Origin of the sequence: Microbacterium sp. H1-D42, from assembly GCF_022637555.1 — a bacterium.
GTDB lineage: Bacteria > Actinomycetota > Actinomycetes > Actinomycetales > Microbacteriaceae > Microbacterium.
On the sequence record NZ_CP093342.1, the window covers coordinates 1,584,027 to 1,607,815 of the forward strand.

A 23,789-nucleotide genomic window follows, 5' to 3' on the forward strand; every position below is an offset into this window, starting at 1 on the left:
TCCACAGCCTAAGTCGGTACAGCCCACGCCCGGCGCAGTCTGGGAGAATGGACAGGATATGACTGTCGTTACCGCCTCTGCCGCTGTGAATACGGCGCCCGCCCTGCGCATCGGACCGATCGAACTCGACGTGCCGGTCGTCCTTGCACCCATGGCGGGGATCACGAACACCGCCTTCCGGCGACTGTGCCGCGAGTACGGCGCCGGCCTGTACGTCAGCGAGATGATCACCTCGCGCGCTCTCGTGGAGCGCAACGCCATCACGATGCGGCTGATCCAGCATCATGAGTCCGAGACACCGCGCTCGATCCAGCTGTACGGCGTCGACCCCGCGACCATCGCCGAGGCCGTGCGCATCATCGTCGCAGAGGACCGCGCCGACCACATCGACCTGAACTTCGGATGCCCGGTGCCGAAGGTCACGCGCAAGGGCGGCGGCGCCGCCCTGCCGTGGAAGACCTCGCTGTTCGCCGACATCGTCGACCGTGCCGTGAAGGCCGCCGGTGACGTGCCGCTGACCGTCAAGATGCGCAAGGGCATCAACGACGATCACCTCACCTTCCTCGACGCCGGACGCGCGGCGGAGGATGCCGGGGCGGCCGCCATCGCGCTGCACGCCCGCACCGCGTCGCAGTACTACTCGGGACACGCCGACTGGAACGCGATCGGCGAGCTGAAGCAGGCGATCACCAGCATCCCCGTCCTCGGCAACGGCGACATCTGGGCGGCGGAGGACGCCGTGCGGATGCTGGCCGAGACCGGCGCCGATGGCGTCGTCGTCGGGCGAGGATGCCTGGGGCGCCCCTGGCTGTTCGGCGAACTCGCCAATGCACTTGGCCCCGCGGACGCCCCCGCGGCGCCGACGGTGGATGCCACGCTGCAGTTCGTCGCGGCGGCGTTCCGGCGCCACGCCGAGCTGCTGGTGGAGTTCTTCGAGGACGAGGACCGTGGATGCAAAGACATCCGCAAGCACGTCTCCTGGTACTTCAAGGGCTATCCGGTCGGCGGCGAGCTGCGGTCGGCTCTGACCAAGGCATCCACGCTGCAGGAGATCGACGATCTGCTCGGCACTCTCGGCGACGCACCCTACCCCGGCATCGGCGCCGAGGGGCAGCGCGGTCGCGCAGGCTCTCCCAAGCGCACGGCACTGCCTGAAGGCTGGCTGGACTCCCGCGAGATCGGCGAGGGCGTGGGCGACATGATGCGCGGTGCGGAGACTGAGAACGATGGCGGCTGAGCCTGTGCTTTCCACAGACGGGTCCGGTTCGACCTTTGTCGCAGGGTACGACGCCCACGACGCGGAGCGCTTCTTCGCCGAGACCCACCGCTCCGAGCGCGACGACTTCTCGCGCGACCGCGCGCGAGTGCTGCACTCGGCCGGCCTGCGCCGTCTGGCCGCGAAGACGCAGGTGCTGAGCCCCGCGAGCACCGCCGACTTCGCCCGCAACAGACTGACCCATTCGCTGGAAGTGGCACAGGTCGGGCGCGAGCTCGCCAGTGCCCTCGGCGTCTCCGCCGACGTGGTCGACACCGCCTGCTTGAGTCACGATCTCGGGCATCCGCCGTTCGGACACAACGGTGAGCGCGCCCTGAACGACTGGGCAGAGGACATCGGCGGCTTCGAGGGCAATGCGCAGTCACTGCGCATCCTCACCCGCCTCGAGGCGAAGGTGCTCGATGATGATGAGCACTCGGTCGGCCTGAACCTCACCCGCGCCACCCTGGATGCCACGTGCAAGTACCCGTGGACCGTCGACAACCCCGTGCCCGATCCTGGTGGACGGTTGAAGTTCGGCGTCTATCCGGACGATGAGGCGGTCTTCCGCTGGATGCGTGACGGAGCTCCAGGGCGCCTGCGCTGCATCGAGGCCGAGATCATGGATCTCTCCGACGACATCGCCTACTCGGTGCACGACTTCGAGGACGCCATCGTGAACGGCTACGTCGATGTCGCGCAGCTGTCGGACCCGGTGGAGCACCACCCGCTCGTCGGGCGCATCCAGCAGTGGGTCGGCTACGACTTCACCCGCGAAGAGCTGGCCGACGCCCTGTACCGGCTGACCCGTCAGCCGATGTGGCTGAAGTCGTTCGACCGCTCGCGGCGGGATCTCGCGAAGCTGAAGAACCTGACCAGCGACATGATCGGGCGCTTCGCCCGAGCCTCGGTCGCCGCGACCCGCGAAGCCTATCCGGGCGAGACCCTCGCCCGGTACAGTGCACACGTGGTGGTGCCAAGGGTCGTCGAGGCGGAGATCGCCGTGCTCAAGGGCATCATGGGCCAGGCGATCGTGACGCTGGATGCCCGTCGCGGCGTGTACAAGGAGCAGCGTCGGGTGCTGCGGCGCCTCGCCGACGCGCTGTGGTCGACCGATGCGCTGTGGTCGGCGGGCGCAGACGTGCTCGAGCCGGCTTTCTCGGCGGACTTCCTCGCGGCGACTTCGGATGCTGCCCGCGCGCGCGTCGTGGTGGACCAGGTCGCCAGCCTGACCGACCAGACCGCTGTCGACTGGCACAACCGCCTGGTCGGCGAGATCGATCCCGCTGAGGTCGGAATCTGGTCGCCACGCCACGCCAGGCCCGGTGCGCGTCGGCACGGACAGCCGCACGCCGAACCGCACACCCACTCCCAGGCGGTCGTAGAAGGGTCGCGCTGATGCCCCGCATCCTGCAGGCCGATGTCGAAGAGGTCAAGTCGCGCACGAACATCGCCGACATCGTCGGCGAGCGGGTCGCGCTGAAGTCCGCCGGGGTCGGCTCGATGAAGGGGCTGTGCCCGTTCCACGACGAGAAGAGCCCCAGCTTTCACGTGCGCCCGCAGGTCGGCTACTACCACTGCTTCGGCTGCGGGGCATCCGGTGATGTGTACTCGTTCCTGCGCGAGATGGACCACGTCAGCTTCACCGAGGCCGTCGAGCGCCTCGCCGGCCGCGTCGGCTACACCCTGCACTATGAAGACGGCGGGGCGGCTCCGGAGACCAGCGGTCGCAGTCGTCTGTATGCCGCCAACACGGCCGCCGGCGAGTACTTCCGCACGCAGCTGCTCAGCCCGGAGGCCGAGAGCGCCAGGCGCTTCCTGGGCGAGCGCGGCTTCGACGCCGGTGCGGCAGCGCACTTCGGCGTCGGCTATGCCCCCCGTGGCTGGGAGAATATGACCAAGGCCCTCACCGCCCAGGGCTTCACCCGCGATGAGCTCACCGCGGCTGGACTCGTCTCGGCCGGCCAGCGCGGCGTGTACGACCGGTTCCGAGGGCGTGTCGTCTGGCCGATCCGCGATGTCACAGGGCAGACCATCGGCTTCGGTGCCCGCAAGCTCTACGAGGACGATCAGGGCCCGAAGTACCTGAACACCCCCGAGACGCCGATCTACAAGAAGGCGCAGGTGCTCTACGGTCTCGATCTCGCCAAGCGCGACATCGCCCGCGGCGACCCGCGCCGGGTGGTCGTGGTCGAGGGGTACACGGATGTGATGGCATGCCACCTCGCCGGTGTCACCACGGCGATCGCGACCTGTGGCACGGCGTTCGGTGCCGAGCACATCAAGGTGCTGCGCCGGGTGATGGGCGACGATTCCGCTGCCGGTGAGGTCGTGTTCACCTTCGACGGCGACGAGGCGGGCCAGAAGGCGGCGCTGCGCGCGTTCTCAGAGGACTCCCGCTTCACCGCGCAGACCTTCGTCGCCGTTGCTCCGGACGGCCTCGATCCCTGCGACATGCGTCTGCAGCGAGGGGACGCCGCTGTGCGCGGGCTGATGGATGCCAAGGTGCCGATGTTCGAGTTCGCGATCGATCGCAAACTCGCCGGCTACGACCTGTCGACCGTCGAGGGGCAGGTGGGTGCGCTGCGCGCCGCTGCCCCGATCGTGGCGGCGATCCGTGACGAGCTGCTGCGGCCCGGTTACGAACGCGTGCTGGCGAGGCGGCTGGGAATGGACCCGACGGCGGTGCGCCAGCAGGTACAGCGCGAGATGCGCGGTTCGCGAGAGCAGCAGCATCCGACCGCTGAGCCTGAACCACGCACATCGGGTGAGGCGGAAGGTCTTGCGCCGGTGCGTCTGCGCGACCTGCCGCGCACGGCTGAGGTCGCGCTCGAGCGGGATGCGCTCATGGGCGTGCTGCAGTACGGGCATCGCATCGACGAGGCGCTGCTGACGCGGGCGCTGTCCGAGCCGTTCCGGAACCCCGCGCTGGACGCGGTGCGCGAGTCGGTGGCATCCATCGCCGATCGCACCCGCGTCGGGTGGGCGACGACGGCCGCCGATGCGGTGCGCGAACCGTACCGGTCGCTCGCCGGCGAACTGCTCATGATGCCGTTCCCCGCCAGGGATGAGGCGGGCGCTCTGGCCTCGGCCACCGACATGTGCCGGCGTCTGATCCTGCGCAGCATCGAGCGCGAGAAGCACGAGCTGCTGGGGGCGGTGCAGCGCGTTCCCGCCGACTCCGAAGGTGGTCGTGCGCTGCGCATGAAGCTGCGGGACGTCGACGCGGAGCGGATGCGTTTCGTCGAATCGTGAGCGTTCGCGCCGCGGAGCGGGCAGGATGGAGATATGCCTGCCGCCAACGACGCCGCGATCGACTGCCATGACCTCGTCATCGACAGGCTCGGGCATGGTGGGGTCACCCGCGCTGTCGACGGCGTGACGTTCATGGTGCACCCCGGCGAGCTCATGTGCATCGGCGGGCCGACCGGGGCGGGCAAGTCCTCACTCGTCACGGCGCTGGCCGGCATTGGCGACAGTTCGCTGAAGGTCGCCGGGGGTCGTGCCGAGGTGTGCGGAGTGAATGTGCGTCGTCCAGGGCGCAAGCGCCGGATGCTGACTGCCCTGACGGGCTATGTGCCCCAGGGGGCCGGCGCGTCGCTTCCGCCGAGGCTCACGGTGGGGGAAGTGATCTCAGAGCCGATCACGTCCCGCGAGAAGAAGGTCAACACGCGCGCCCTCGCCATGCGCGTCGCCGCCCTGCTGGACGAACTGCACCTGCCGCTCGGTGCTGCCACGAAGTTCCCGTATGAGCTCAGCGCGGGAATGCGACAGCGCGTCGCCATCGCCAGGGGGCTCATGCTCGAGCCGCACCTGCTGATCGCCGATGAGCCGCTGTCGAACCTCGACCTCGAAGTGCGACCGGTCGTGTTCGACGCCATCACCCGGCGTCGCACCGAGCGCTCGATGGCGGCGCTGCTGGTGACCAACGACGCCGATTTCATCCGCGAGCTCGATGCCGAGACGCTCATGCTGCGCGCCGGTCACGTCGTGGCCAGGGGCGTCGGGCGAAACCTGCTCTGGGCGCCCGGCGCAGAGGTCGATTCGACTCGCTGAGGGCGCCACGCCCGGGCGGTCGCCCGTGTTCGGAGCAGGCGCCGGAGTTTGCTAAGCTGGACGGGTTGCCCGCTCAGCGCGCACATTCCCCTGTAGCTCAATTGGCAGAGCAGCCGACTGTTAATCGGCAGGTTGTTGGTTCGAGTCCAACCGGGGGAGCACCACCCGAAGAAGCCCCGCCCCTGTGGCGGGGCTTCTTCGTTGTGTCAGAGGAGTTCGGCGCGCAGCTGCTCCGGAGATTTCGGCGAGAGCAGCCCCGGTGCGATGTCGAACGGGGTCTTCGCGCCGTGGTCGCCGGATGCCGACAAGCGCGCCGCCGCGCGGGCGTACGCGACCAGCACGCTCGCCGTGAACTCGGGGTTGGATTCGAGCGCGAGCTGGAACTCCACCGTCTGGCTGACCGCATTCGAGGTCGTGCCGCTGCGGATGACGAAGCCGCCATGTGGGACCCCGGCGTGATCGCGGGCGAGTTCATCGGCTGTGATGAATTTCACGGTGGTGTCGTAGGGCTCGAAGTAGTCGGGCATCGTCACGATCGCCTCGCGGACAGCATCCGCATCCGCGCCCTCCTCGAGCACCACGAAGCACTCTCGGGTGTGCTTCTCGCGGGTGCTCAGCTCGGGTCGCTCACCGGCGCGGACGCGCGCGACGGCATCCTCTGACGGAATCGTGTACTGCACGCCGCTCGCCACACCAGGCACGCGTCGGATGGCGTCGGAGTGCCCCTGGCTGAGGCCACGGCCCCAGAACGTGTAGGTCTCGCCCTGCGGCAGGATCGACTCGCCGTACAGGCGCTGCAGTGAGAACAGCCCGGGATCCCAGCCCGTGGAGATGATGGCGGTCGTCCCAGCGGCGCGAGCCGCAGCGTCGACGGCGGCGAAGTGCTCGGGGATCCGCGCGTGCGTGTCGAAGCTGTCGACGACGCTGAAGGCGGATGCCAGCGCCGGCGTCTGCACGGGCAGATCACTCTTCGAACCGCCGCACAGGATCAGCACGTCGATCGCATCCCGCAGGCCGGCGAGGTCGTCGATGTGCCGCACGGAGACGTTCCGGTCGACTGTCGTCACCGATGCCGGCTCGCGTCGCGTGAACACACCGCTCAGTGTCATGTCGGGATTCAGCGCGAGTGCGTGCTCGACGCCCCTGCCGAGGTTGCCGTAGCCGACGATTCCGATGCGAATCCGATTGCCCATGATCACTCCCTGTTCGTACAGCTGCCTGCGCCGTTCAGCGCTTGGCGCCCTTCATCGATCCCTCGAGCTGATCGCCCGCCGCATCCACGATGATGCACTGCACGAGGCGGTCGTCCAGCTCGGTCCAGGTCAACTGGGTCGGTTCGAGCCAGCGGATGTCGAGGGTCGACTCCTCGAACATCGTCCCGACGTACTCGTCGAAGGCAGGGATGCACTTTTCCCCCACAGCGGCCTCGATCTGCTCGCTGCTCGGGAGCTCATCACCCTCGAGATCGAACTCGAAGTACACCTCCTCATCGTGCGGTTCCTCGCACGGCACGACGTCGGTGGCCTGCACCTCGCCGTCGGCGTCGGTCATCTTGCAGTCGCCGACCTTGAGGCTGAAGATGTCGATGTTGTCCTTCTCGGTGACGTTGCCTGATTGATCGCGCTGGGCATCGCCGCCGCCGCCGAGCAGCATGGAGGTCGCCAGGCTGCATCCGCTCAATGTGGTGGCGAGGATGAGGGCGGCGGCCACGGCAGTTGCCCGGTGGGCTCGGCGGAAGGTCATTGATGCTCCTGGGTGCGTGTGAAAGGTGCGGAGAGTCCGCACCGCTGAACAGTACTGATCAGAGCCGACGACGAACAACTCGACGCGCGTGGATCAGCCTTCGAGATCGTCGACGCCGGGCATCCAACTGTGACCGCCGCGTACCCAGCCGCGCTTGCGCGCGATCTTCTGCGCGGTCTTCCAGTCGCTGTCCGAGAGACGGTCGACGTACAGGATGCCGTCGAGATGGTCGAACTCGTGCTGCATGATGCGTGCACGCCAGCCATCGACCTCGATGTGCACATGCTCGCCCTTGAGATCGGTGCCGGTGACCATGACCCGGTCCGACCGGCGCAGCGGGAATCGCTCTCCGGGGAATGAAAGGCAGCCTTCGGACTCCTCATCCGGGTCAGGCGAGCCCGGATCCGGGGGCGTCATCCACAGCACCGGGTTGATGATGACCCCGCGCCACGGCCGCTCCTCGTCATCGACGTAGGAGTACACGTACATGCGCAGTGCGACGCCCACCTGAGGAGCCGCGAGCCCCACGCCGGGGGCGAGATCCATCGTCTCGAACATGTCGACGACGAGTGTGCGGATCTCGTCGGTCACCTCGGTCACCTCACTCGCGGGGGAGTGCAGAACGGGGTCGCCCATGATGCGAATCGGAAGAACAGCCACGCCACAACCCTAATGGCAGGACCACGCCGGGTAAGGTGGGACAGTGCAACCAGGGGTGGAGCTTGCGGCCGATGTCAGCGATCAGCTGGTCGGCGTCTTCGCCAATCCGGGGCTGCTGCTCGGGATCCCGCTCGCCCTCGCCGGTGCGGTCTTCATGTCGCTCGGCGCGCAGTACCAGCACCGTGGCGTCGAGAAGGTAGAGCGCATCACCGGCGTGGAGGGCACCACAGGGCTCAGCGGTGCGCAGCTCAAAGCACTGCTGACCCGGCCGTCCTGGCTGATCGGCACGCTCATGCTCGGTCTTGCGATCGTCTGCCAGCTCAGCGCGATCGCGATCGCCCCGCTGATCGTCGTGCAGCCGCTCGGCGCGGTGGCGCTGGTGATCACGACCCTGCTCAACGCCCGGATCTCAGGACATACGCCGACCAAGAAGTCGGTCATCTCGATCGCCGCCTGCATCGGCGGCATCTTCCTGTTCGTCACGTTCGCGGCTCTGTACGCCACTGAGCGGCCGATCAGCGACCAGGACCTGTACATGATCCTGACGATCCTGCTGCTGGTCATCATCGCGTTCGGCGTCTGCTGGCTGTTCCTCCGCCACCGCATGCGGGCGATGTTCTACGTGACCGGCGCCGGCATCCTCTATGGATTCGTCGCCACGCTCGCGAAGGCCATCATCAGCCGCATCCAGGCGCAGAACTTCGACTGGCTCACCGTCGTCTGCCTGATCGCGCTTCTGGCGGCGGGTGGTGTCGGCGCCTACTTCGTGCAGACGGCGTACAGCTCAGGACCGCCCGACCTGGTCATCGCCGGTCTCACCGTCATCGATCCGATCGTCGCCGTGCTCATCGGCGCGCTGGTGCTCGGCGAGGCCGACAATGCGCCGCTCTGGGTGCTCATCATGTTCGGCGTCGCCGGTGCGATCGCCGTGTGGGGCGTCTTCGGCCTGGCCCGCTACCACCCGCAGGTGCTCAGTGAGAGCCAGGAACTGCGGCTTCAGCGCGGCAGCGACAGCGAGTCCGCGGCCGAATCGGCCGGTGACAGCGAGACGAGCGCTCCCGCGCCATGGTGGCGGGACGACGCGGCAGCCGACCCACAGACCGGCTCAGAAACCAAGCAGGACCCACCGCCTGCTCAGTAGGCGCGGTGACGGCTCAGTAGTCGCGGTCGATGAGGTCGGGGGAGACCTCACCCGCGGCAGCTTCGTCCACGAAGAACACGGTGCGGCGACGCCCCTTCGCTCCCGCCGCTGGCACGCTGTGATAGCTGGCCCCCGCCAGTGCGAGGCCGAGGGCCGACGCCTTGTCGGCACCGGTGAGCACCAGCCACACCCGCTTCGAGGCGTTCAGCACAGGACGGGTCAGCGTGACGCGCTCAGGGGGAGGCTTCGGCGCATTGCGGACGGCCAGCACTGCGGCATCCGTCACAGTGACCTCGGCGCGATCAGGGAACAGCGAGGCGATGTGCCCGTCTGGGCCGACCCCGAGGAAGCACACGGCGAAAGACGGCCATGCCTCGCTCTTCGTGCCGTAGCGGGCGAGTTCATCGGCGTAGGCGGCCGCGGCCTCGTCGAGGCTCAGACCGTCGGAGGGCGCAGCGACCTCGTGGATGTTCTCGGCAGGCACGGGGATGTGATCGAGCAGGGCGTTGCGCGACTGCAGCGAGTTGCGGTCGGCGCTGTCGCGTTCGACGAAGCGCTCATCGCCCCACCAGAAGTGCACAAGCGACCAGTCGACGTCGGCGATGCGCTCATCACCGGCTACGGCAGAGAGCACCGCCCCGCCCATCGATCCGCCGGTCAGACAGACATGCGCGAAGCGGCCGTTCCGTGTCCGTGTGGCGATCCTCGACAGGAAGCGATCGGCGACACGCGCAGCCAGAGCTGCCGGTGTGGGCTCGACCACGACGCTCTTCGTCGTCCCCTGCACCTTCATCCGATCATTCCCCTCGCTCGGGCGGACCGAGGCGCGACCAGCCCTCGGTGATGACTCGACCGTAGAGCAGATCGGCGTCCAGGCGGCGCAACTCCTCGGCGAGGCACTCGCGCAGCGTGCGCCGCGGCAGGTGCAGCTCATGATCGGGCTGACCGGGCTGGGTCAGGATCGCGACGGCCGGCGACGGCCGCTCCAGCAGGATGTCTCCGTCGGCACGCGTCAGACGCACCGACTTGATGCCCTCCTGCCACTCCTCCGGGTCCTCGTACGACCAGCTGACCGGCACCTTCAGTGCCATCTGCAGCCAGGCCGCGAGAAGGGCGGTGGAGGGCGACGCTGCGGCTCCTCGCACCTCGGCGGCGGTGATCGTCTCGAACGGCGGCTGGTCGAGCACGGCCGCGAGCTGCTCGCGCCAGTGGGTCAGCCGCGTCCAGGCGAGATCCGTGTCTCCTGGGACGTGGGTGCGTGCCAGCAGTGACAGGCGGTCGCGCACATCGGTGGTCATGGCGGCGTCGGTGATCCGTCGCTGCGCCATACGTCCGAGCGGTGAGGCGGCAGCATCCGTCGGCGCCTCATCCGGCCACCAGGCGACCACAGGGGCGTCGGGAAGCAGCAGTCCCGTCACAAGGCTCTCGGCGTTGCTTGCGGCGTCGCCGTAGGCGCGCAGCACGACCACCTCGCTCGCGCCGGCGTCGCCGCCGACTCGGATCTGCGCATCGAGACGGGCGTCGCCCTCGCCGGTGGTGAGCACGATGACCCGCATCGGATGCTCACGCGAGGCGTCATTAGCGGCATCGATCGCCGCTTCGGCCACACCGTTGCGGGCGGCGATGATCAGCGTGAGAACACGTCCGAGGGCGACTGCGCCGCCCTCTTCGCGCACGTTCACCAGCTGCTTGGCGACCTGGCTGACCGTGGTGTCGGAAAGGTCGATGATCACGGGCGTCTCCAGACTCGTCCGTCGCGGGCTAGAAGGTCATCGGCGGACGCCGGACCCCACGAACCAGGGGCGTACTGCTCCGGCTGCGTGTCGAGGCTCGCCCAGTACTGCTCGATCGGGTCGAGGATCTTCCACGACAGCTCGACCTCTTCGTGACGGGGGAACAGCGGCGGGTCGCCCAGCAGCACGTCGAGGATCAGACGCTCGTACGCCTCAGGGCTGGCCTCGGTGAAGGCATGCCCGTAGCCGAAGTCCATCGTGACGTCGCGCACCTGGGTGCCGGCGCCAGGCACCTTCGAGCCGAACCGGATGGTGACGCCCTCGTTCGGCTGCACGCGGATCACGAGCGCGTTCTGCCCGAGTTCCGAGGTGCGGCCGAGCAGGTGCTGAGGCGCGCGCTTGAAGACCACGGCGATCTCGGTGACCCTACGCCCCAGCCGCTTGCCGGTGCGAAGGTAGAAGGGCACCCCGGCCCAGCGGCGCGTGGCGATCTCGAGCTTGAGGGCCGCGTACGTCTCGGTGTTCGACTGCGGGTTCATGCCCTCCTCTTCGAGGAAACCGAGCACCTTCTCGCCGCCCTGCCAGCCACCGGCGTACTGTCCGCGCGCGGCTGCGCGCGACAGATCGGCCGGCAGCTGCACCGCTTCGAGCACCTTCTCCTTCTCGGCGCGCAGATGTTCGGCTGACAGGCTGATCGGCTCTTCCATCGCGGTGAGTGCCAGCAGCTGCAGCAGGTGGTTCTGGATGACGTCGCGGGCTGCGCCGATGCCGTCGTAGTACCCGGCGCGACCGCCGACGCCGATGTCCTCGGCCATCGTGATCTGCACATGGTCGATGTGGTTGCGATTCCAGATCGGCTCGTACAGCTCGTTCGCGAAGCGCAGTGCCAGGATGTTCTGCACCGTCTCCTTGCCGAGGTAGTGGTCGATGCGGAAGATCGAGTCGGCGGGGAAGGCGACCTCGAGGGCCGCGTTCAGCGCACGTGCCGACTCCAGGTCATCGCCGAACGGCTTCTCGATCACGACGCGCCGCCAGCAGGTGTCGTCGTCGTTCTTCTCTCCGACCAGTCCGGATTCCTTGAGCTGTCGTGCGACAGTGGGGAAGTCCTTCGGGGGGATCGAGAGGTAGAACGCGTGGTTGCCCATCGTGCCGCGTTCGACGTCGAGCTTCTCGACCGTCTCGCGCAGGCGCCGGAACGAGTCGGGGTCGTCGAACGTGCCCTGCACGAAGCGGATGCCCTGCAGCAGCTGCTGCCAGGTCTCCTCGCGGAACTCGGTGCGGGCGTGCTGCTTCACCGCCTCGTAGACGACCTGGGCGAAGTCCTGGTCCTCCCAGTCACGGCGGGCGAACCCCACCAGGGCGAACCCCGGTGGCAGCAGCCCTCGATTGGCCAGGTCGTACACGGCCGGCATGAGCTTCTTGCGGGACAGGTCGCCGGTCACACCGAAGATCACCAGGGCGCTGGGTCCTGCGATGCGACTCAGCCGGCGATCATCGGCGTCGCGGAGCGGATTGTGTCCGCGAGAGATGGGGACAGTCATCAGTGGGGGATATCTCCAGGTGATCGGGAGGGTTTACTGGGCTGCTTCGAACAGCGCCAGGATGTCGTCCGCGGCATCGGTGATGGTCAGTGAGACGACCGGACGGCCGTGCTCTGCGAGGACGGCAGCATCGCCGGCGGCCTGCGCGGCGATGAGCTGCCCGAAGGTGAACGGACGTCCGGGAATCTCGAGGTCGACGTCGGTGCGCTCCAGGATCTGCAGGAACACTCCCTGCGCTGGACCGCCCTTGTGATACTGGCCGGTCGAATGCAGGAAGCGCGGACCCCACCCGAAGGTCGCGGGGCGCCCCGAGTCGGCGGCGACCATCTCACGCAGCCCCTGCAGCTGCGACATGGTGGTGCGGTCGACGTAGGCCTGCACCGAGACGTAGCCGTCATCGTCGAGCCGCGCCCAGAGAGCATCCATGACGCCCTCGATCGTGCCGGACTCGGTCAGTGCCGCATCGGATGCCCGCACCTCGATGCCGTCCTGCACGAAGGCCGGCGCGGTGGTCTCGGGACGGGCATCGAGAAGTCCTCGGGCGGCGAGCTTCGCCGACTCGACATCCGGCTGGTCGAACGGGTTGATGCCGAGCAGGTGCCCGGCGATCGCCGTCGCGTACTCCCAGAGCAGGAACTGCGCGCCGAGGGTGCCGCTGACCAGGATCTCACCAGGGTGCCGCTCGGACAGATGGAACTCATTTGCGTCATCGACCAGCCGCACGATCTGCAGGTCGTCCGGTCGTGCTTCCAGCTCCGGCGACACGGTGAGCAGCACGACCGGCAGAATGCCGGTGCCGCCCTTGCCGGTGGATTCTGCGATGAGCTGCTCGATCCAGTCTGGCAGCCCCTCGATGTGCGTGCCGTCGCTGACGAGGCCCAGCTTGTCGCGGCGGGGTGCGATGCCGGTGATCGCGGCGGCCAGGCGCAGTGCCGGGTTGTCCGCGGTGTCGATGGCGAACTGCAGCATCGAGGCCTCGGCCTCATCGAGCATCTCGGCGATGTCGACACCGGCAAGACCCGAGGGAACGAGTCCGAACGCGGTCAGCGCCGAGTAGCGCCCGCCGACGTTCGGGTCGGCGTTGAACACGCGGTATCCCGCTGCGCGGGCTGAGACGTCCAACGGCGAACCGGGGTCGGTGACGACGACGATGCGCCCGACCGGGTCGATCCCGAGGTCGCTGAACGCGGCCTCGAACGCGCGGCGCTGCGAATCTGTCTCGACCGTCGATCCGGACTTCGACGAGACGACGAGCACTGTGTCGCTCAGGTCATCGTCGATGGCGTCCAGCACCTGCGCGGGTGCGGTCGAATCCAGGATCGCGAGTCGCGCCCCTGCCGTGTTCGCGATCACCTCTGGAGCGAGCGACGAGCCGCCCATCCCCGCAAGCACGACACGGGTGACGCCCTGAGACGCGAGCTCCTCGCGAAGCGCGATGATCTCAGGCACCAGCGGACGCGAGTTCGAGACGGCCTCCACCCAGCCGAGCCGGACGGAGGCCTCAGCCTCAGCATCCGCCCCCCACAGGTCCGTATCGCCCGCCGTGAGGCGGGACGCGACCAGGTTCGCGACGAGACCCGGAACAAGTTCGTCGATGGCGACCTTCGCCGCCCCCGAGACATGCACCGAGACGGTCATCGCGCGGCTTCCAGGCCCTCGGTGACCTGCGTCAGCAGGCCGTGCCAGGAGTCGATGAACTTCGCGACGCCCTCGTCCTCGAGCACCTGGGTGACGTCGTCGAAGTCGATGCCGACGGACTTCAGTCCTGCGAACACCTCACGCGATTCGTCATAGGTGCCGGTGATCGTGTCGCCGGCGACGACGCCATGATCGAAGGTCGCCTCCAGCGTCTTCTCCGGCATGGTGTTCACGACGCCGGGTGCGACGAGCTCGGTCACGTAGAGGGTGTCGGGCAGGTTCGGGTCCTTGACCCCGGTCGACGCCCACAGCGGACGCTGCAGGTTGGCGCCCTGCGCGACGAGGTCCTGTGCGCGCTTGTCGGCGAACTTCTGCTCGAACAGCTCGTAGGCCAGGCGCGCGTTGGCCAGGCCTGCTTTGCTCTTGAGGGCGACGGCCTCGTCGGTGCCGATGGCCTCGAGGCGCTTGTCGGTCTCGGTGTCGACGCGCGAGACGAAGAACGACGCCACCGAGTGGATGCCCGACAGGTCGATGCCTGCGGCGTGTGCCTGCTCGAGGCCGGCGAGGTAGGCATCGATGACCTCGGCGTGGCGCTCGAGGCTGAAGATCAGCGTGACGTTGACGCTGATGCCCGCGGCGATGGTCTCGGTGATGGCGGGAAGGCCGGCCTTGGTGGCGGGGATCTTCACCAGCAGGTTCGGGCGGTCGACTGCGCTCCACAGCTGCTTCGCCTGCGCGACGGTTCCTGCCGTGTCGTGCGCGAGATCGGGGGAGACCTCGATCGAGACACGGCCGTCGACGTGGTTCGTGGCCTCCCAGATCGGGCGGAACACGTCGAGCGCCTCGCGGACGTCCTGCGTCGTGGCCGCGAACACGGCCTCTTCTGCGGATGCCCCTGAGGCGGCGAGCTCGTGCACCTGAGCGTCGTAGGAAGTGTCGCTGTCATCGCTCATCGCGTTCGCGAAGATCGTCGGGTTCGTGGTGACGCCGACGACGTTTCGCGTGTCGATGAGTTCCTGCAGGTTGCCGGACTCGATGCGGGTGCGGGAGAGGTCGTCAAGCCAGATGCTGACGCCGGCTGCGGACAGCTGTGCGGTGGGGGTGCTCATGCGTTCTCCTCGATGGTCTCGCGTGCCGCCGCGACGACGGCCTCGGCGGTGATGCCGAACTTCTGGAACAGGGTCTTGTAGTCGGCGGAGGCGCCGAAGTGGTCGATGCCGACCGAGCGTCCGCGGTCGCCGACGATGCCGCGCCAGCCGACGACCGAGCCCGCCTCGACCGAGACGCGGGCGGTGACGGATGCCGGAAGCACGGATTCGCGGTACGCCTCGTCCTGCTCGGCGAACCACTCGAGCGAAGGCGCCGACACGACGCGCGCCGCCACGCCCTCGGCCGCGAGAGTCTCGCGCGCCTCGACGGCGAGCTGCACCTCGGAGCCGGTGGCGATCAGGATCACGTCCGGCGTGCCGCCGGCGTCGGCGAGCACGTACGCACCCTTTGCCGTGTTGGCGGCCGAGGCGAAGACATCACCGGATGCCGCGCCATCGCCGCGCGCGAACACCGGGATGTTCTGGCGGGTGAGGGCGATGCCGGTGGGGCCGCCGTGACGGCTCAGGATCTCGAGCCACGCGGCTGCCGTCTCATTGGCATCCGCCGGGCGCACCACCGTGAAGTTCGGGATCAGCCGCAGGGATGCCAGCTGCTCGACCGGCTGGTGCGTCGGGCCGTCCTCGCCGAGAGCGACAGAGTCGTGCGTCCAGACGAAGATGCTGGGGATGTCCATCAGCGCTGCCAGGCGCACGGCTGGGCGCATGTAGTCGCTGAAGATGAGGAACGTGCCGCCGAAGGCGCGCGTCGGGCCGTGCAGCGTGATGCCGTTGAGGATCGCGCCCATCGCGTGCTCGCGGATGCCGAAGTGCAGCACCCGACCATACGGGCTGCCCTTCCAGTCGTGCGTCGACCATTCCGCGGGAATGAACGAGGCTGCGCCGTCGATCGTGGTGTTGTTGGATCCGGCGAGGTCGGCCGATCCTCCCCACAGCTCTGGCATCTCGGCGGCGAGGGCGTTGAGCACCTTGCCCGATGCCGCGCGGGTGGAGACGTCCTTGCCGGCGTCGAACGTCGGCAGCGCGCCTTCGATGCCTGCGGGCAGTGCCTGCGCCTCGAGGCGGTCGAGGAGCGCCTTGCGCTCGGGGTTGGCCGCAGCCCAGGCGTCGAACGACTTCTGCCACTCGGCGCGGGCGTCCGCGGCGCGAGCGCCCAGCTCGCGGGTGCGCTCGATGACGGCATCCTCGACGACGAACGACTGCTCGGGGTCGAATCCGAGCACCTTCTTGGTGGCGGCGACCTCGTCAGCGCCCAGGGCGTTGCCGTGCACCTTCTCGGTGCCGGACATGGTCGGCGCCGGCCATCCGATGATCGTCTTCAGGATGATCATCGTCGGCTTGGTCGTCTCGGCCCTGCCCTGGGCGATCGCGTCGTCGAGTTCCTGCACGTCTTCGACGTACTGGCCGGTGCGGCGCCAATCGACCTCGAGCACCTGCCAGCCGTACGCCTCGTAGCGCGCCCGCACGTCCTCGGTGAAGGCGACGTCGGTGTCACCCTCGATCGAGATCTGGTTGGAGTCGTAGATGGCGATCAGGTTGCCGAGCTTCTGATGGCCCGCCAGCGACGAGGCCTCGCTGGTGACGCCCTCCTGCAGGTCGCCGTCACCGGCGATCACGTACACGAAGTGGTCGAACGGGCTCGCGCCTGCGGCGGCCTCAGGATCGAACAGGCCGCGCTCGTAGCGCGCGGCGTAGGCGAAGCCGACGGCCGAGGCGAGGCCCTGGCCGAGCGGGCCGGTGGTGATCTCGACGCCCTTGGTGTGACCGTACTCGGGGTGGCCGGGGGTCTTGGATCCCCAGGTGCGCAGCGATTCGAGGTCTTCGAGCTCGAGTCCGAAGCCACCGAGGTACAACTGTACGTACTGGGTGAGCGACGAGTGACCCACCGAGAGCACGAACCGGTCGCGTCCGAGCCAGTCCGTGTCAGTGGGGTCGTGTCGCATGACGCGCTGATAGAGCAGGTACGCGGCCGGGGCGAGGCTCATCGCCGTACCGGGGTGGCCGTTGCCGACCTTCTGCACGGCGTCCGCCGCAAGCACACGGGCGGTGTCCACCGCGCGCCGGTCGATCTCGTCCCACTGCAGTTCTGTCACGGCCATACTCCTTCTGACACTGGCGAAGGCTCCCGCATTCCTGCGCGTCCGCGTCGTCACGGAGGGAATGGTGCACAGGGCGGGTGCGCGAATCGTTTTCAGCATACCGGCGCGGTGGGCGCGGCACTGGCTTGTTGCACGCGATTTCCCTACCCATGGTAAACGCTTACCCGGCGCTGGGCTCGAGTAGAGAAGCGGCGTCGTCTGCGGAGCGGTGCGACACGCCGGGTGGCATAGACTGAAGAGAGTTTGCCTACGCACGCAGAAGGAGGCGATCGCGATCTCGACGACATCGCAGACCACCGGGACCACACACTCGGTCGGCCAGAAGATCCGCGGTTACATCGCTCTCACGAAGCCAAGGGTGATGGAGCTGCTGCTCGTCTCCACCGTTCCGGTCATGTTCCTCGCCGCCGGTGGACTGCCGAACCTCTGGCTCGTGCTCGCCACTGTCATCGGCGGAGCGATGAGCGCAGCATCCGCCGCCTCGTTCAACATGTACCTCGACCGCGACATCGACGTGCACATGAAGCGCACGGTCAATCGTCCGCTCGTGACCGGTGAGGTCTCGCCGCGGGGTGCGCTGGTCTTCTCGTGGACGCTCGCCGTCATCTCGACGATCTGGCTGTATCTGACGACCAACTGGCTGACGGCAGCGCTCTCGGTGACGGCCATCTTCTTCTACGTCGTGATCTACACGATGATCCTCAAGCGGCGCACCGAGCAGAACATCATCTGGGGTGGCATCGCCGGCTGCTTCCCGGTGCTGATCGGCTGGACCGCCGTCACCGGATCGCTCGCGTGGCCGCCGTTCGTGCTGTTCGTGCTGATCTTCCTGTGGACCCCGCCGCACTACTGGCCGCTGTCGATGAAGTACAAGGACGACTACGACGACGTCGATGTGCCGATGCTCGGCGTGACCCGCGGTGCTTCGCAGGTCGGCCTGCAGATCATCCTCTACGCGTGGGCGACCGTCGCCTGCTCGCTGCTGCTCGTGCCGGTGGCGCACATGGGCCTGGTCTACACCGTCTCGGCGCTGGTCTTCGGCGGCTGGTTCATCTATGAGTCGCACCGCCTCTACAACCGTGCCGTGCACGGCGGCGAGGCTCGTCCGATGCGCGTGTTCCACGCCTCGATCACGTACCTCACCCTGCTGTTCGTGTCGGTCGCGATCGACCCGCTGCTTCCGTTCTGAGCGGGTCGATCGCGCTGATCACACGCTGATCAGCGAGTGATCGAGGGCTCACGCTCCGCAGGATCGGATGCGTCAGCATCCGACTCCTCGGCGGCGTCAGCATCCGACTTCTCGGAATCTTCGACCGGCGTCGTGGTCTCTGGTGCGGTGAATTCGGTCGCATCGACCTCGTCCGCCTGCACGTCGGGCAGCGCGGCGGAGCCCGCTGCGCCGGCCTTGGCGGGCAGCAGCGCCTTCACGGCGCCCAGCACGAGCGAGAGCAGGATGCCGAGCAGACCCGCACCGAGAAGTGCGGCACCGAAGACGACCATGGCCTGACCGACGTACACATCGACGTTGGTCGCCGTGCCGTCGAGCAAGCGACTCGTCATGGACGTCACCTGGTTCGTGACGAGCCATCCGCCGATTCCGGTGAGGCCGAGCGACATGAGGAGCAGGAGCCAGAACGGTGTACTCCGCGTGAGTGCGTTGGTGTTCTTCATGCCGCCCAGCCTGACCGACCTGCTGGTGCGTCACACGTGTGCGCGCTATGCGTGGGCTGAGTGAGTAGAGACTTCACTCGGCGCTGGGAGTGCTCCGCTTCATCTTCAGGACGACCACGGTGTACGTGGCGGCGGCGAGGGCAGCAAGCACCATGTGGATGCCGACCAGCAGCGCCGGAAGACCGTCGCGCGCCTGCCAGACCCCGATCAGCACCTGCGCGCCGATGGCGACGATCAGCACGAGAAGCCAGTTGCGAACCGGCAGACGCAGGATCCACGCCGATGCCGCCAGCACCAGGACCAGGCCGGTGAGGATGTAGCCCGGCCAGGAGTGCACGTGGGCGAGCACAGAGGCGTCGAAGCCGTCGCGGATCACGTTCGCATCGCCCGAGTGCGGGCCGGATCCGGTGGTCAGCACGCCGAAGGTGATCGTCAGCACGAGCGCGAGGCCCGTGACATGCGTGAGGATCGCGAACCACTTCGGAACGGCGCGCTCACGGGGTCCCGGAACTTCGTGCATCCGCACCAGATACGCGGCGGTCACGCACACCAGCGCGAGCGAGGCGACGTAGTGGAAGCCGACGATGAACGGGTTGAGTCCGGTGAGCACGGTGATGCCGCCGACGAACGCCTGCGCGATGACGCCGATCAGCGCGATCCACGCCAGGGTCGGCAGATCCTTGCGGCCCGAGATCGTCCGAAGCGACTGCATGGCGGCGACGATCGTCACCAGCAGGAGAGCGGCCGAGGCGAAGGGGAAGGGCTCTGCCCCGGTCAGCTTCGCGATCACGAAGACGATCACAGCGGCTCCGAGGCCGATGCCGGCGAACTTCAGCGCGGTGTTGAAAGCCAGGCGACCGCCGATGATGTGCAGCGTGAACAGCAGCACGACGATCGCGAGGATGCCGACGACACCCGTGATCGTGCGATTGCCGAACTCGATGATGCCGTGGATGCCCTGTTCGGGCGTCGGCACGAGGGATTCCGGCGTGCAGAGCGGCCATTCCGAGCATCCGAGGCCCGACCCGGTCAGGCGCACAGCGCCGCCTGTGCCGATGATGAACACCTCGAAGATGAACGAAAGCCACGCGAACACGCGAACGCGCGCATCGACCTCGGTGGGCATCCAGGCGAAGAAGCGGTCTCGCCAGCCAGTGGGAGCGGAAGTCGTCTCGGGCGCGACGATGTCAGTCATGGAGCCTCCGGTTCGCCATGGGACGCAACGGGCTCGGCCCGTCTGCCAGGGGGAACCTGTAGAATCGGATTGTTGTGACGGGCGCGCGCAGTGCGTCGTCCACCACTGACAGTTTAGGCGCGTGTTGCGCGCCAGGATGAGGGCCCATCAGCGGCATCCGATCTCTGCACACTCGACGGAGATCAGGTATGCCGGGGCGGATGACACCGTCTGGGCCCATGTTGAGGAGAGTGAGTCATGTCGGATGTGCTGATCGACCGCCCGGAACTTGATGGTCTGGGGGTGTACGAGTTCGGCTGGCACGACCCCGATGCGGCCGGCGCCAGCGCCCGGCGAGGCATCTCCGAGGCGGTCGTGCGCGATATCTCGGGTCTGAAGAGCGAACCCGAGTGGATGCTGAAGACCCGACTGAAGGGCTATCAGCTTTTCGGTCGCAAGCCGATGCCGACGTGGGGCGCCGACCTCAGCGGAATCGACTTCGATCACATCAAGTACTTCGTCCGCTCCACCGAGAAGCAGGCGCAGTCGTGGGAAGACCTTCCCGATGACATCAAGAACACCTATGAGCGACTGGGCATCCCCGAGGCCGAGCGCCAGCGCCTCGTCGCCGGCGTCGCTGCGCAGTACGAGTCCGAGGTGGTGTACCACCAGATCCGCGAGGACCTCGAGGAGCAGGGTGTCATCTTCATGGACACCGACACTGCGCTGCGTGAGCACCCGGAGTTCTTCGAGGAGTACTTCGGCACTGTCATCCCCCCTGGCGACAACAAGTTCGCCGCACTGAACACGGCTGTGTGGTCGGGCGGATCGTTCGTGTACGTGCCCAAGGGCGTGCACGTCGAGATCCCGCTGCAGGCGTACTTCCGCATCAACACCGAGAACATGGGCCAGTTCGAGCGGACCCTGATCATCGCCGACGAAGACAGCTACGTGCACTACATCGAGGGCTGCACGGCGCCGATCTACAAGTCCGACTCGCTGCACTCGGCAGTAGTCGAGATCATCGTGAAGAAGAACGCCCGCGTTCGCTACACGACGATCCAGAACTGGTCGAACAACGTCTACAACCTGGTCACCAAGCGCGCCGTGGCGCACGAGGGCGCGACCATGGAGTGGGTCGACGGCAACATCGGCTCCAAAGTGACGATGAAGTACCCGTCGATCTACCTGATGGGCGAGCGCGCCAAGGGCGAGACCCTGTCGGTGGCCTTCGCGGGTCCGGGTCAGCACCAGGATGCCGGCGCGAAGATGGTGCACATGGCGCCGTACACGCAGTCGTCGATCGTCTCGAAGTCGATCGCCCGTGGCGGTGGCCGCTCCGCCTACCGCGGCGAGGTCCGTGTGGATCCGTCCGCGCACCACTCCGCCAACTCGGTGGTCTGCGACGCGCTGCTGGTCGACACCCAGTCCCGCTCCGACACGTATCCGTCGATCGACATCCGCGTCGACGACGTGCAGCTGGGTCACGAGGCCACCGTCTCGAAGGTCAGCGCCGAGCAGCTCTTCTACCTGCAGTCGCGCGGCATCGCCGAGACCGAGGCCATGGCCATGATCGTGCGCGGGTTCATCGAGCCGATCGCACGCGAGCTGCCGATGGAATACGCGATGGAACTGAACAAGCTCATCGAGATGGGCATGGAAGGATCGGTCGGCTGATGACGGCCCCCACACAGGCGCCCGAGCTGGCGCCGCAGACGAACGCGCACATCGACCCCGCCGCACAGGTCGCCGATGCCGGCTTCGTGCCGGTGCAGACCCGCTCTGAGCGGCCGCGGTCCTTCGACCCCGACGACTTCGGAGCTCCCACCGGCCGCGAGGTCAACTGGAAGCACACCCCCGTCGCGCAGCTGAAGTCGCTGTTCGAGACGGGCGGCGCGAGCGACGGCGTCACCTACACGGTCAGCCACGACCAGTACATCCGCCCGGCTCTCGCGCACGGTGCGGCGCCGCGTGGCGAGTTCTTCGTCCCCGAGGATGTCGTCTCCGCCGTGGCGTGGCAGGGATCGTCGGATGCCATGCACCTCAGCATCCCCAGTGATGAAGAGGTCGCGGAGCCGATCGTCGTGCAGATCGACGGCAACGGCGGCCGCGCCGACGCCCATCTCGTGATCGAGGCAGGGCGCCACAGCGTCGCGACCGTCGTGCTGCGGCACACCGGCACCGCGCAGTATGCGCAGAACGTCGAGATCATCGTCCGAGACGGCGCGAAGCTCAAGCTCGTCACTCTGCAGCAGTGGGAGGACGACGCGATCCACGCGTCCGCCCACCAGGCGCGGGTGGACCGCGACGCGGAGTTCACCCACATCGTCGTCAGCCTCGGCGGCGGCATCGTGCGAGTGAACCCGAACGTCGAGCTTGCGGGCACCGGCTCGCACGGCTACCTGTACGGCCTGTCGTTCGCTGACTCCGGACAGCACTTCGAGAGCCAGGTCTACCTGCACCACAAGGGTGCGCACACCACCGGCGACGTTCTCTACAAGGGCGCGCTCAACGGTGCCAGCGCGCACAGCGTGTGGATCGGCGACGTGCTGATCGGACCGGATGCCACCGGCACCGATTCGTACGAGGCCAACCGCAACCTGGTGCTCACCGAGGGCGCCCGCGCGGACTCGATCCCGAACCTCGAGATCCAGACCGGCGACATCGCCGGCGCCGGCCATGCCAGCGCCACGGGGCGCTTCGACGACGAGCAGCTGTTCTACCTGCAGGCTCGAGGCATCACCGAAGAAGAGGCCCGCCGCCTTGTCGTGCTCGGCTTCCTCGTCGAGGTCATCCAGCGCATCGGCATCCCATCGCTGCAGGACGAGCTGCTTGCCGCGGTCGAAGCCGAGATCGCGGCGGTGGATGCATGAGCGCGCAGCGCGCATGCAGCGCCAGCGAGCTCGAGCAGGATTCTCCGCTGCGTGTCGAGATCGACGGTGTCGCCATCGCGATCGTGAAGGACGCGGATGACGAGATCCACGCGATCGGCGACCGCTGCACCCACGGCGACATCTCGCTCGCAGAGGGCTTCGTCGAAGGCAAGACGCTGGAATGCTGGGCGCACGGCTCGGCGTTCTCGCTCGAGACCGGCCAGCCCCTCAACCTCCCCGCCTACGAGCCCGTCCCCGTCTACGTCGTCACGATCGACGGCGACGATGTGCTCATCGACCCCACTGTCATTAAGGAAGTCTGAATGTCTGTTCTCGAGATCCGCGACCTGCACGTAACGGTCGAGACCGATCAGGGCACGACGCCGATCCTCAACGGGATCGACCTCACCATCAACACCGGTGAGACGCACGCCATCATGGGCCCCAACGGCTCGGGCAAGTCGACCCTGGCCTACACGATCGCCGGTCACCCGAAGTACACCGTCACGCAGGGCACCATCACGTTCGACGGCCAGGACGTGCTGTCCATGTCCGTCGACGAGCGCGCCCGCGCCGGCCTGTTCCTGGCGATGCAGTACCCGGTGGAGATCCCCGGCGTCACCGTCACGAACTTCCTGCGCACCGCGAAGACCGCGATCGACGGCGAAGCACCCTCGATCCGGCAGTGGACGAAGGACGTCAAGGGCGCTATGACGAACCTGCGCATGGACCCGAAGTTCGCTCAGCGCAACGTCAACGAGGGCTTCTCCGGTGGCGAGAAGAAGCGCCACGAGATCATGCAGCTCGAGGTGCTCAAGCCGAAGTTCGCCGTGCTCGACGAGACCGACTCCGGCCTCGACGTCGACGCGCTGAAGATCGTCTCGGAGGGCGTCAACCGCGCCAAGGAGGCCACCAACCTCGGTGTGCTGCTGATCACGCACTACACGCGCATCCTGCGGTACATCCGTCCGCAGTTCGTGCACGTGATCGTCGCGGGCAAGATCGTCGAAGAGGGCGGCGCCGAGCTGGCAGACCGTCTCGAGGAAGAGGGCTACGACCGCTTCATCGACCCTGCAGCCCCGATCGAAGCGTAGGCTGA

General features: G+C 67.6%; 21 protein-coding genes and 1 tRNA gene. 11 read left to right on the top strand and 11 right to left on the bottom strand.

Features of this window, described 5'->3' with window-relative positions; all coding sequences use genetic code 11:
* Positions 1-58: 58 nt before the first annotated feature.
* The 5 genes from dusB (at position 59) to MNR00_RS07540 (ending at position 5,470) form a co-directional block, all read left to right on the top strand.
* Positions 59-1,237 carry a tRNA dihydrouridine synthase DusB gene (gene dusB, locus MNR00_RS07520; RefSeq protein WP_241928531.1) on the top strand — a complete coding sequence of 393 codons (1,179 nt, stop codon included), beginning with the start codon at positions 59-61 and terminating at the stop codon, positions 1,235-1,237.
* The gene (locus MNR00_RS07525; RefSeq protein ID WP_241928532.1) at positions 1,227-2,654 is read left to right on the top strand and encodes a deoxyguanosinetriphosphate triphosphohydrolase; all 1,428 of its coding nucleotides are present in this window, start codon (positions 1,227-1,229) and stop codon (positions 2,652-2,654) included. Before dusB ends, MNR00_RS07525 begins: the two co-directional genes overlap by 11 nt.
* The gene (dnaG, locus tag MNR00_RS07530) at positions 2,654-4,510 is read left to right on the top strand and encodes a DNA primase (protein ID WP_241928533.1); all 1,857 of its coding nucleotides are present in this window, start codon (positions 2,654-2,656) and stop codon (positions 4,508-4,510) included. Before MNR00_RS07525 ends, dnaG begins: the two co-directional genes overlap by 1 nt.
* 33 nt (positions 4,511-4,543) lie before the next feature.
* Positions 4,544-5,311, top strand: coding sequence for an ATP-binding cassette domain-containing protein (locus tag MNR00_RS07535; RefSeq protein WP_241928534.1), 768 nt, complete (start codon positions 4,544-4,546; stop codon positions 5,309-5,311).
* A gap of 86 nt (positions 5,312-5,397) precedes the next feature.
* Positions 5,398-5,470 (top strand) — tRNA-Asn (locus MNR00_RS07540).
* 47 nt (positions 5,471-5,517) lie between these two features.
* On the opposite strand, the gene MNR00_RS07545 is transcribed toward MNR00_RS07540, so the two are convergent.
* The 3 genes from MNR00_RS07545 to def form a co-directional block, all read right to left on the bottom strand.
* Positions 5,518-6,504 carry a diaminopimelate dehydrogenase gene (locus MNR00_RS07545; RefSeq protein ID WP_241928535.1) on the bottom strand — a complete coding sequence of 329 codons (987 nt, stop codon included), beginning with the start codon at positions 6,502-6,504 and terminating at the stop codon, positions 5,518-5,520.
* 34 nt (positions 6,505-6,538) lie between these two features.
* Positions 6,539-7,054 (bottom strand): septum formation family protein, encoded by a 516-nt coding sequence (locus MNR00_RS07550; protein WP_241928536.1) that lies wholly within the window; start codon positions 7,052-7,054, stop codon positions 6,539-6,541.
* A gap of 93 nt (positions 7,055-7,147) precedes the next feature.
* The gene (gene def / locus MNR00_RS07555; RefSeq protein ID WP_241928537.1) at positions 7,148-7,714 is read right to left on the bottom strand and encodes a peptide deformylase; all 567 of its coding nucleotides are present in this window, start codon (positions 7,712-7,714) and stop codon (positions 7,148-7,150) included.
* A gap of 43 nt (positions 7,715-7,757) precedes the next feature.
* On the opposite strand from def, the gene MNR00_RS07560 reads away from it, so the two are divergent.
* Positions 7,758-8,855 (top strand): DMT family transporter, encoded by a 1,098-nt coding sequence (locus MNR00_RS07560; RefSeq protein WP_241928538.1) that lies wholly within the window; start codon positions 7,758-7,760, stop codon positions 8,853-8,855.
* Positions 8,856-8,868: 13 nt separating this feature from the next.
* Here the strand turns inward: MNR00_RS07560 and pgl are convergent, their stop codons facing one another.
* Genes pgl through tkt form a run of 6 tightly spaced genes read right to left on the bottom strand, consistent with a single transcriptional unit; the run spans position 8,869 to position 16,966 of the window.
* Complete coding sequence (gene pgl / locus MNR00_RS07565; RefSeq protein ID WP_241928539.1) at positions 8,869-9,648, bottom strand: 6-phosphogluconolactonase; 780 nt, start codon at positions 9,646-9,648, stop codon at positions 8,869-8,871.
* Between the two features lie 4 nt (positions 9,649-9,652).
* Positions 9,653-10,588, bottom strand: a complete 936-nt coding sequence (locus tag MNR00_RS07570) for a glucose-6-phosphate dehydrogenase assembly protein OpcA (RefSeq protein WP_241928540.1) — start codon at positions 10,586-10,588, stop codon at positions 9,653-9,655.
* Complete coding sequence (gene zwf / locus MNR00_RS07575) at positions 10,585-12,129, bottom strand: glucose-6-phosphate dehydrogenase (protein WP_241928541.1); 1,545 nt, start codon at positions 12,127-12,129, stop codon at positions 10,585-10,587. Before zwf ends, MNR00_RS07570 begins: the two co-directional genes overlap by 4 nt.
* Before the next feature lie 33 nt (positions 12,130-12,162).
* Positions 12,163-13,767 (bottom strand): glucose-6-phosphate isomerase, encoded by a 1,605-nt coding sequence (locus tag MNR00_RS07580; RefSeq protein WP_241928542.1) that lies wholly within the window; start codon positions 13,765-13,767, stop codon positions 12,163-12,165.
* The gene (gene tal / locus MNR00_RS07585; protein WP_241928543.1) at positions 13,764-14,876 is read right to left on the bottom strand and encodes a transaldolase; all 1,113 of its coding nucleotides are present in this window, start codon (positions 14,874-14,876) and stop codon (positions 13,764-13,766) included. Before tal ends, MNR00_RS07580 begins: the two co-directional genes overlap by 4 nt.
* Entirely contained in the window at positions 14,873-16,966 is a 2,094-nt protein-coding gene (gene tkt, locus MNR00_RS07590; protein WP_241928544.1) for a transketolase, read from the bottom strand. The genes tal and tkt overlap by 4 nt, the downstream gene beginning before the upstream one ends.
* A gap of 274 nt (positions 16,967-17,240) precedes the next feature.
* Here tkt and MNR00_RS07595 point away from each other — a divergent pair, with 274 nt between their 5' ends.
* Complete coding sequence (locus MNR00_RS07595) at positions 17,241-18,161, top strand: heme o synthase (protein WP_241928788.1); 921 nt, start codon at positions 17,241-17,243, stop codon at positions 18,159-18,161.
* A 29-nt stretch (positions 18,162-18,190) separates the two neighbouring features.
* Here the strand turns inward: MNR00_RS07595 and MNR00_RS07600 are convergent, their stop codons facing one another.
* Both MNR00_RS07600 and MNR00_RS07605 read right to left on the bottom strand, forming a co-directional pair.
* Entirely contained in the window at positions 18,191-18,643 is a 453-nt protein-coding gene (locus tag MNR00_RS07600; protein ID WP_241928545.1) for a hypothetical protein, read from the bottom strand.
* 73 nt (positions 18,644-18,716) lie between these two features.
* Positions 18,717-19,838: a COX15/CtaA family protein gene (locus tag MNR00_RS07605; RefSeq protein WP_241928546.1), complete on the bottom strand. Its 1,122-nt coding sequence runs from the start codon at positions 19,836-19,838 to the stop codon at positions 18,717-18,719.
* Positions 19,839-20,075: 237 nt separating this feature from the next.
* Here MNR00_RS07605 and sufB point away from each other — a divergent pair, with 237 nt between their 5' ends.
* From sufB to sufC, 4 genes are read left to right on the top strand one after another with little or no spacing between them, the layout of a single operon-like run.
* Positions 20,076-21,494 (top strand): Fe-S cluster assembly protein SufB, encoded by a 1,419-nt coding sequence (gene sufB / locus MNR00_RS07610; RefSeq protein WP_241928547.1) that lies wholly within the window; start codon positions 20,076-20,078, stop codon positions 21,492-21,494.
* Complete coding sequence (gene sufD, locus MNR00_RS07615) at positions 21,494-22,690, top strand: Fe-S cluster assembly protein SufD (RefSeq protein WP_241928548.1); 1,197 nt, start codon at positions 21,494-21,496, stop codon at positions 22,688-22,690. The genes sufB and sufD overlap by 1 nt, the downstream gene beginning before the upstream one ends.
* Positions 22,687-23,013 (top strand): non-heme iron oxygenase ferredoxin subunit, encoded by a 327-nt coding sequence (locus tag MNR00_RS07620; protein ID WP_241928549.1) that lies wholly within the window; start codon positions 22,687-22,689, stop codon positions 23,011-23,013. Before sufD ends, MNR00_RS07620 begins: the two co-directional genes overlap by 4 nt.
* The gene (sufC, locus tag MNR00_RS07625; protein ID WP_241928550.1) at positions 23,014-23,784 is read left to right on the top strand and encodes a Fe-S cluster assembly ATPase SufC; all 771 of its coding nucleotides are present in this window, start codon (positions 23,014-23,016) and stop codon (positions 23,782-23,784) included.
* Positions 23,785-23,789 lie beyond the last annotated feature (5 nt).

What these genes read in the sequence shown, in the direction of transcription:
- MNR00_RS07605 (WP_241928546.1), bottom strand. Translation starts at nt 19,838, where the DNA reads ATGACTGACATCGTCGCGCCCGAGACGACTTCCGCTCCCACTGGCTGG.
- MNR00_RS07550 (WP_241928536.1), bottom strand. Translation starts at nt 7,054, where the DNA reads ATGACCTTCCGCCGAGCCCACCGGGCAACTGCCGTGGCCGCCGCCCTC.
- tal (WP_241928543.1), bottom strand. Translation starts at nt 14,876, where the DNA reads ATGAGCACCCCCACCGCACAGCTGTCCGCAGCCGGCGTCAGCATCTGG.
- pgl (WP_241928539.1), bottom strand. Translation starts at nt 9,648, where the DNA reads ATGAAGGTGCAGGGGACGACGAAGAGCGTCGTGGTCGAGCCCACACCG.
- dnaG (WP_241928533.1), top strand. Translation starts at nt 2,654, where the DNA reads ATGCCCCGCATCCTGCAGGCCGATGTCGAAGAGGTCAAGTCGCGCACG.
- MNR00_RS07600 (WP_241928545.1), bottom strand. Translation starts at nt 18,643, where the DNA reads ATGAAGAACACCAACGCACTCACGCGGAGTACACCGTTCTGGCTCCTG.
- MNR00_RS07620 (WP_241928549.1), top strand. Translation starts at nt 22,687, where the DNA reads ATGAGCGCGCAGCGCGCATGCAGCGCCAGCGAGCTCGAGCAGGATTCT.
- MNR00_RS07525 (WP_241928532.1), top strand. Translation starts at nt 1,227, where the DNA reads ATGGCGGCTGAGCCTGTGCTTTCCACAGACGGGTCCGGTTCGACCTTT.
- zwf (WP_241928541.1), bottom strand. Translation starts at nt 12,129, where the DNA reads ATGACTGTCCCCATCTCTCGCGGACACAATCCGCTCCGCGACGCCGAT.
- MNR00_RS07580 (WP_241928542.1), bottom strand. Translation starts at nt 13,767, where the DNA reads ATGACCGTCTCGGTGCATGTCTCGGGGGCGGCGAAGGTCGCCATCGAC.
- sufB (WP_241928547.1), top strand. Translation starts at nt 20,076, where the DNA reads ATGTCGGATGTGCTGATCGACCGCCCGGAACTTGATGGTCTGGGGGTG.
- dusB (WP_241928531.1), top strand. Translation starts at nt 59, where the DNA reads ATGACTGTCGTTACCGCCTCTGCCGCTGTGAATACGGCGCCCGCCCTG.
- sufC (WP_241928550.1), top strand. Translation starts at nt 23,014, where the DNA reads ATGTCTGTTCTCGAGATCCGCGACCTGCACGTAACGGTCGAGACCGAT.
- MNR00_RS07545 (WP_241928535.1), bottom strand. Translation starts at nt 6,504, where the DNA reads ATGGGCAATCGGATTCGCATCGGAATCGTCGGCTACGGCAACCTCGGC.
- sufD (WP_241928548.1), top strand. Translation starts at nt 21,494, where the DNA reads ATGACGGCCCCCACACAGGCGCCCGAGCTGGCGCCGCAGACGAACGCG.
- MNR00_RS07535 (WP_241928534.1), top strand. Translation starts at nt 4,544, where the DNA reads ATGCCTGCCGCCAACGACGCCGCGATCGACTGCCATGACCTCGTCATC.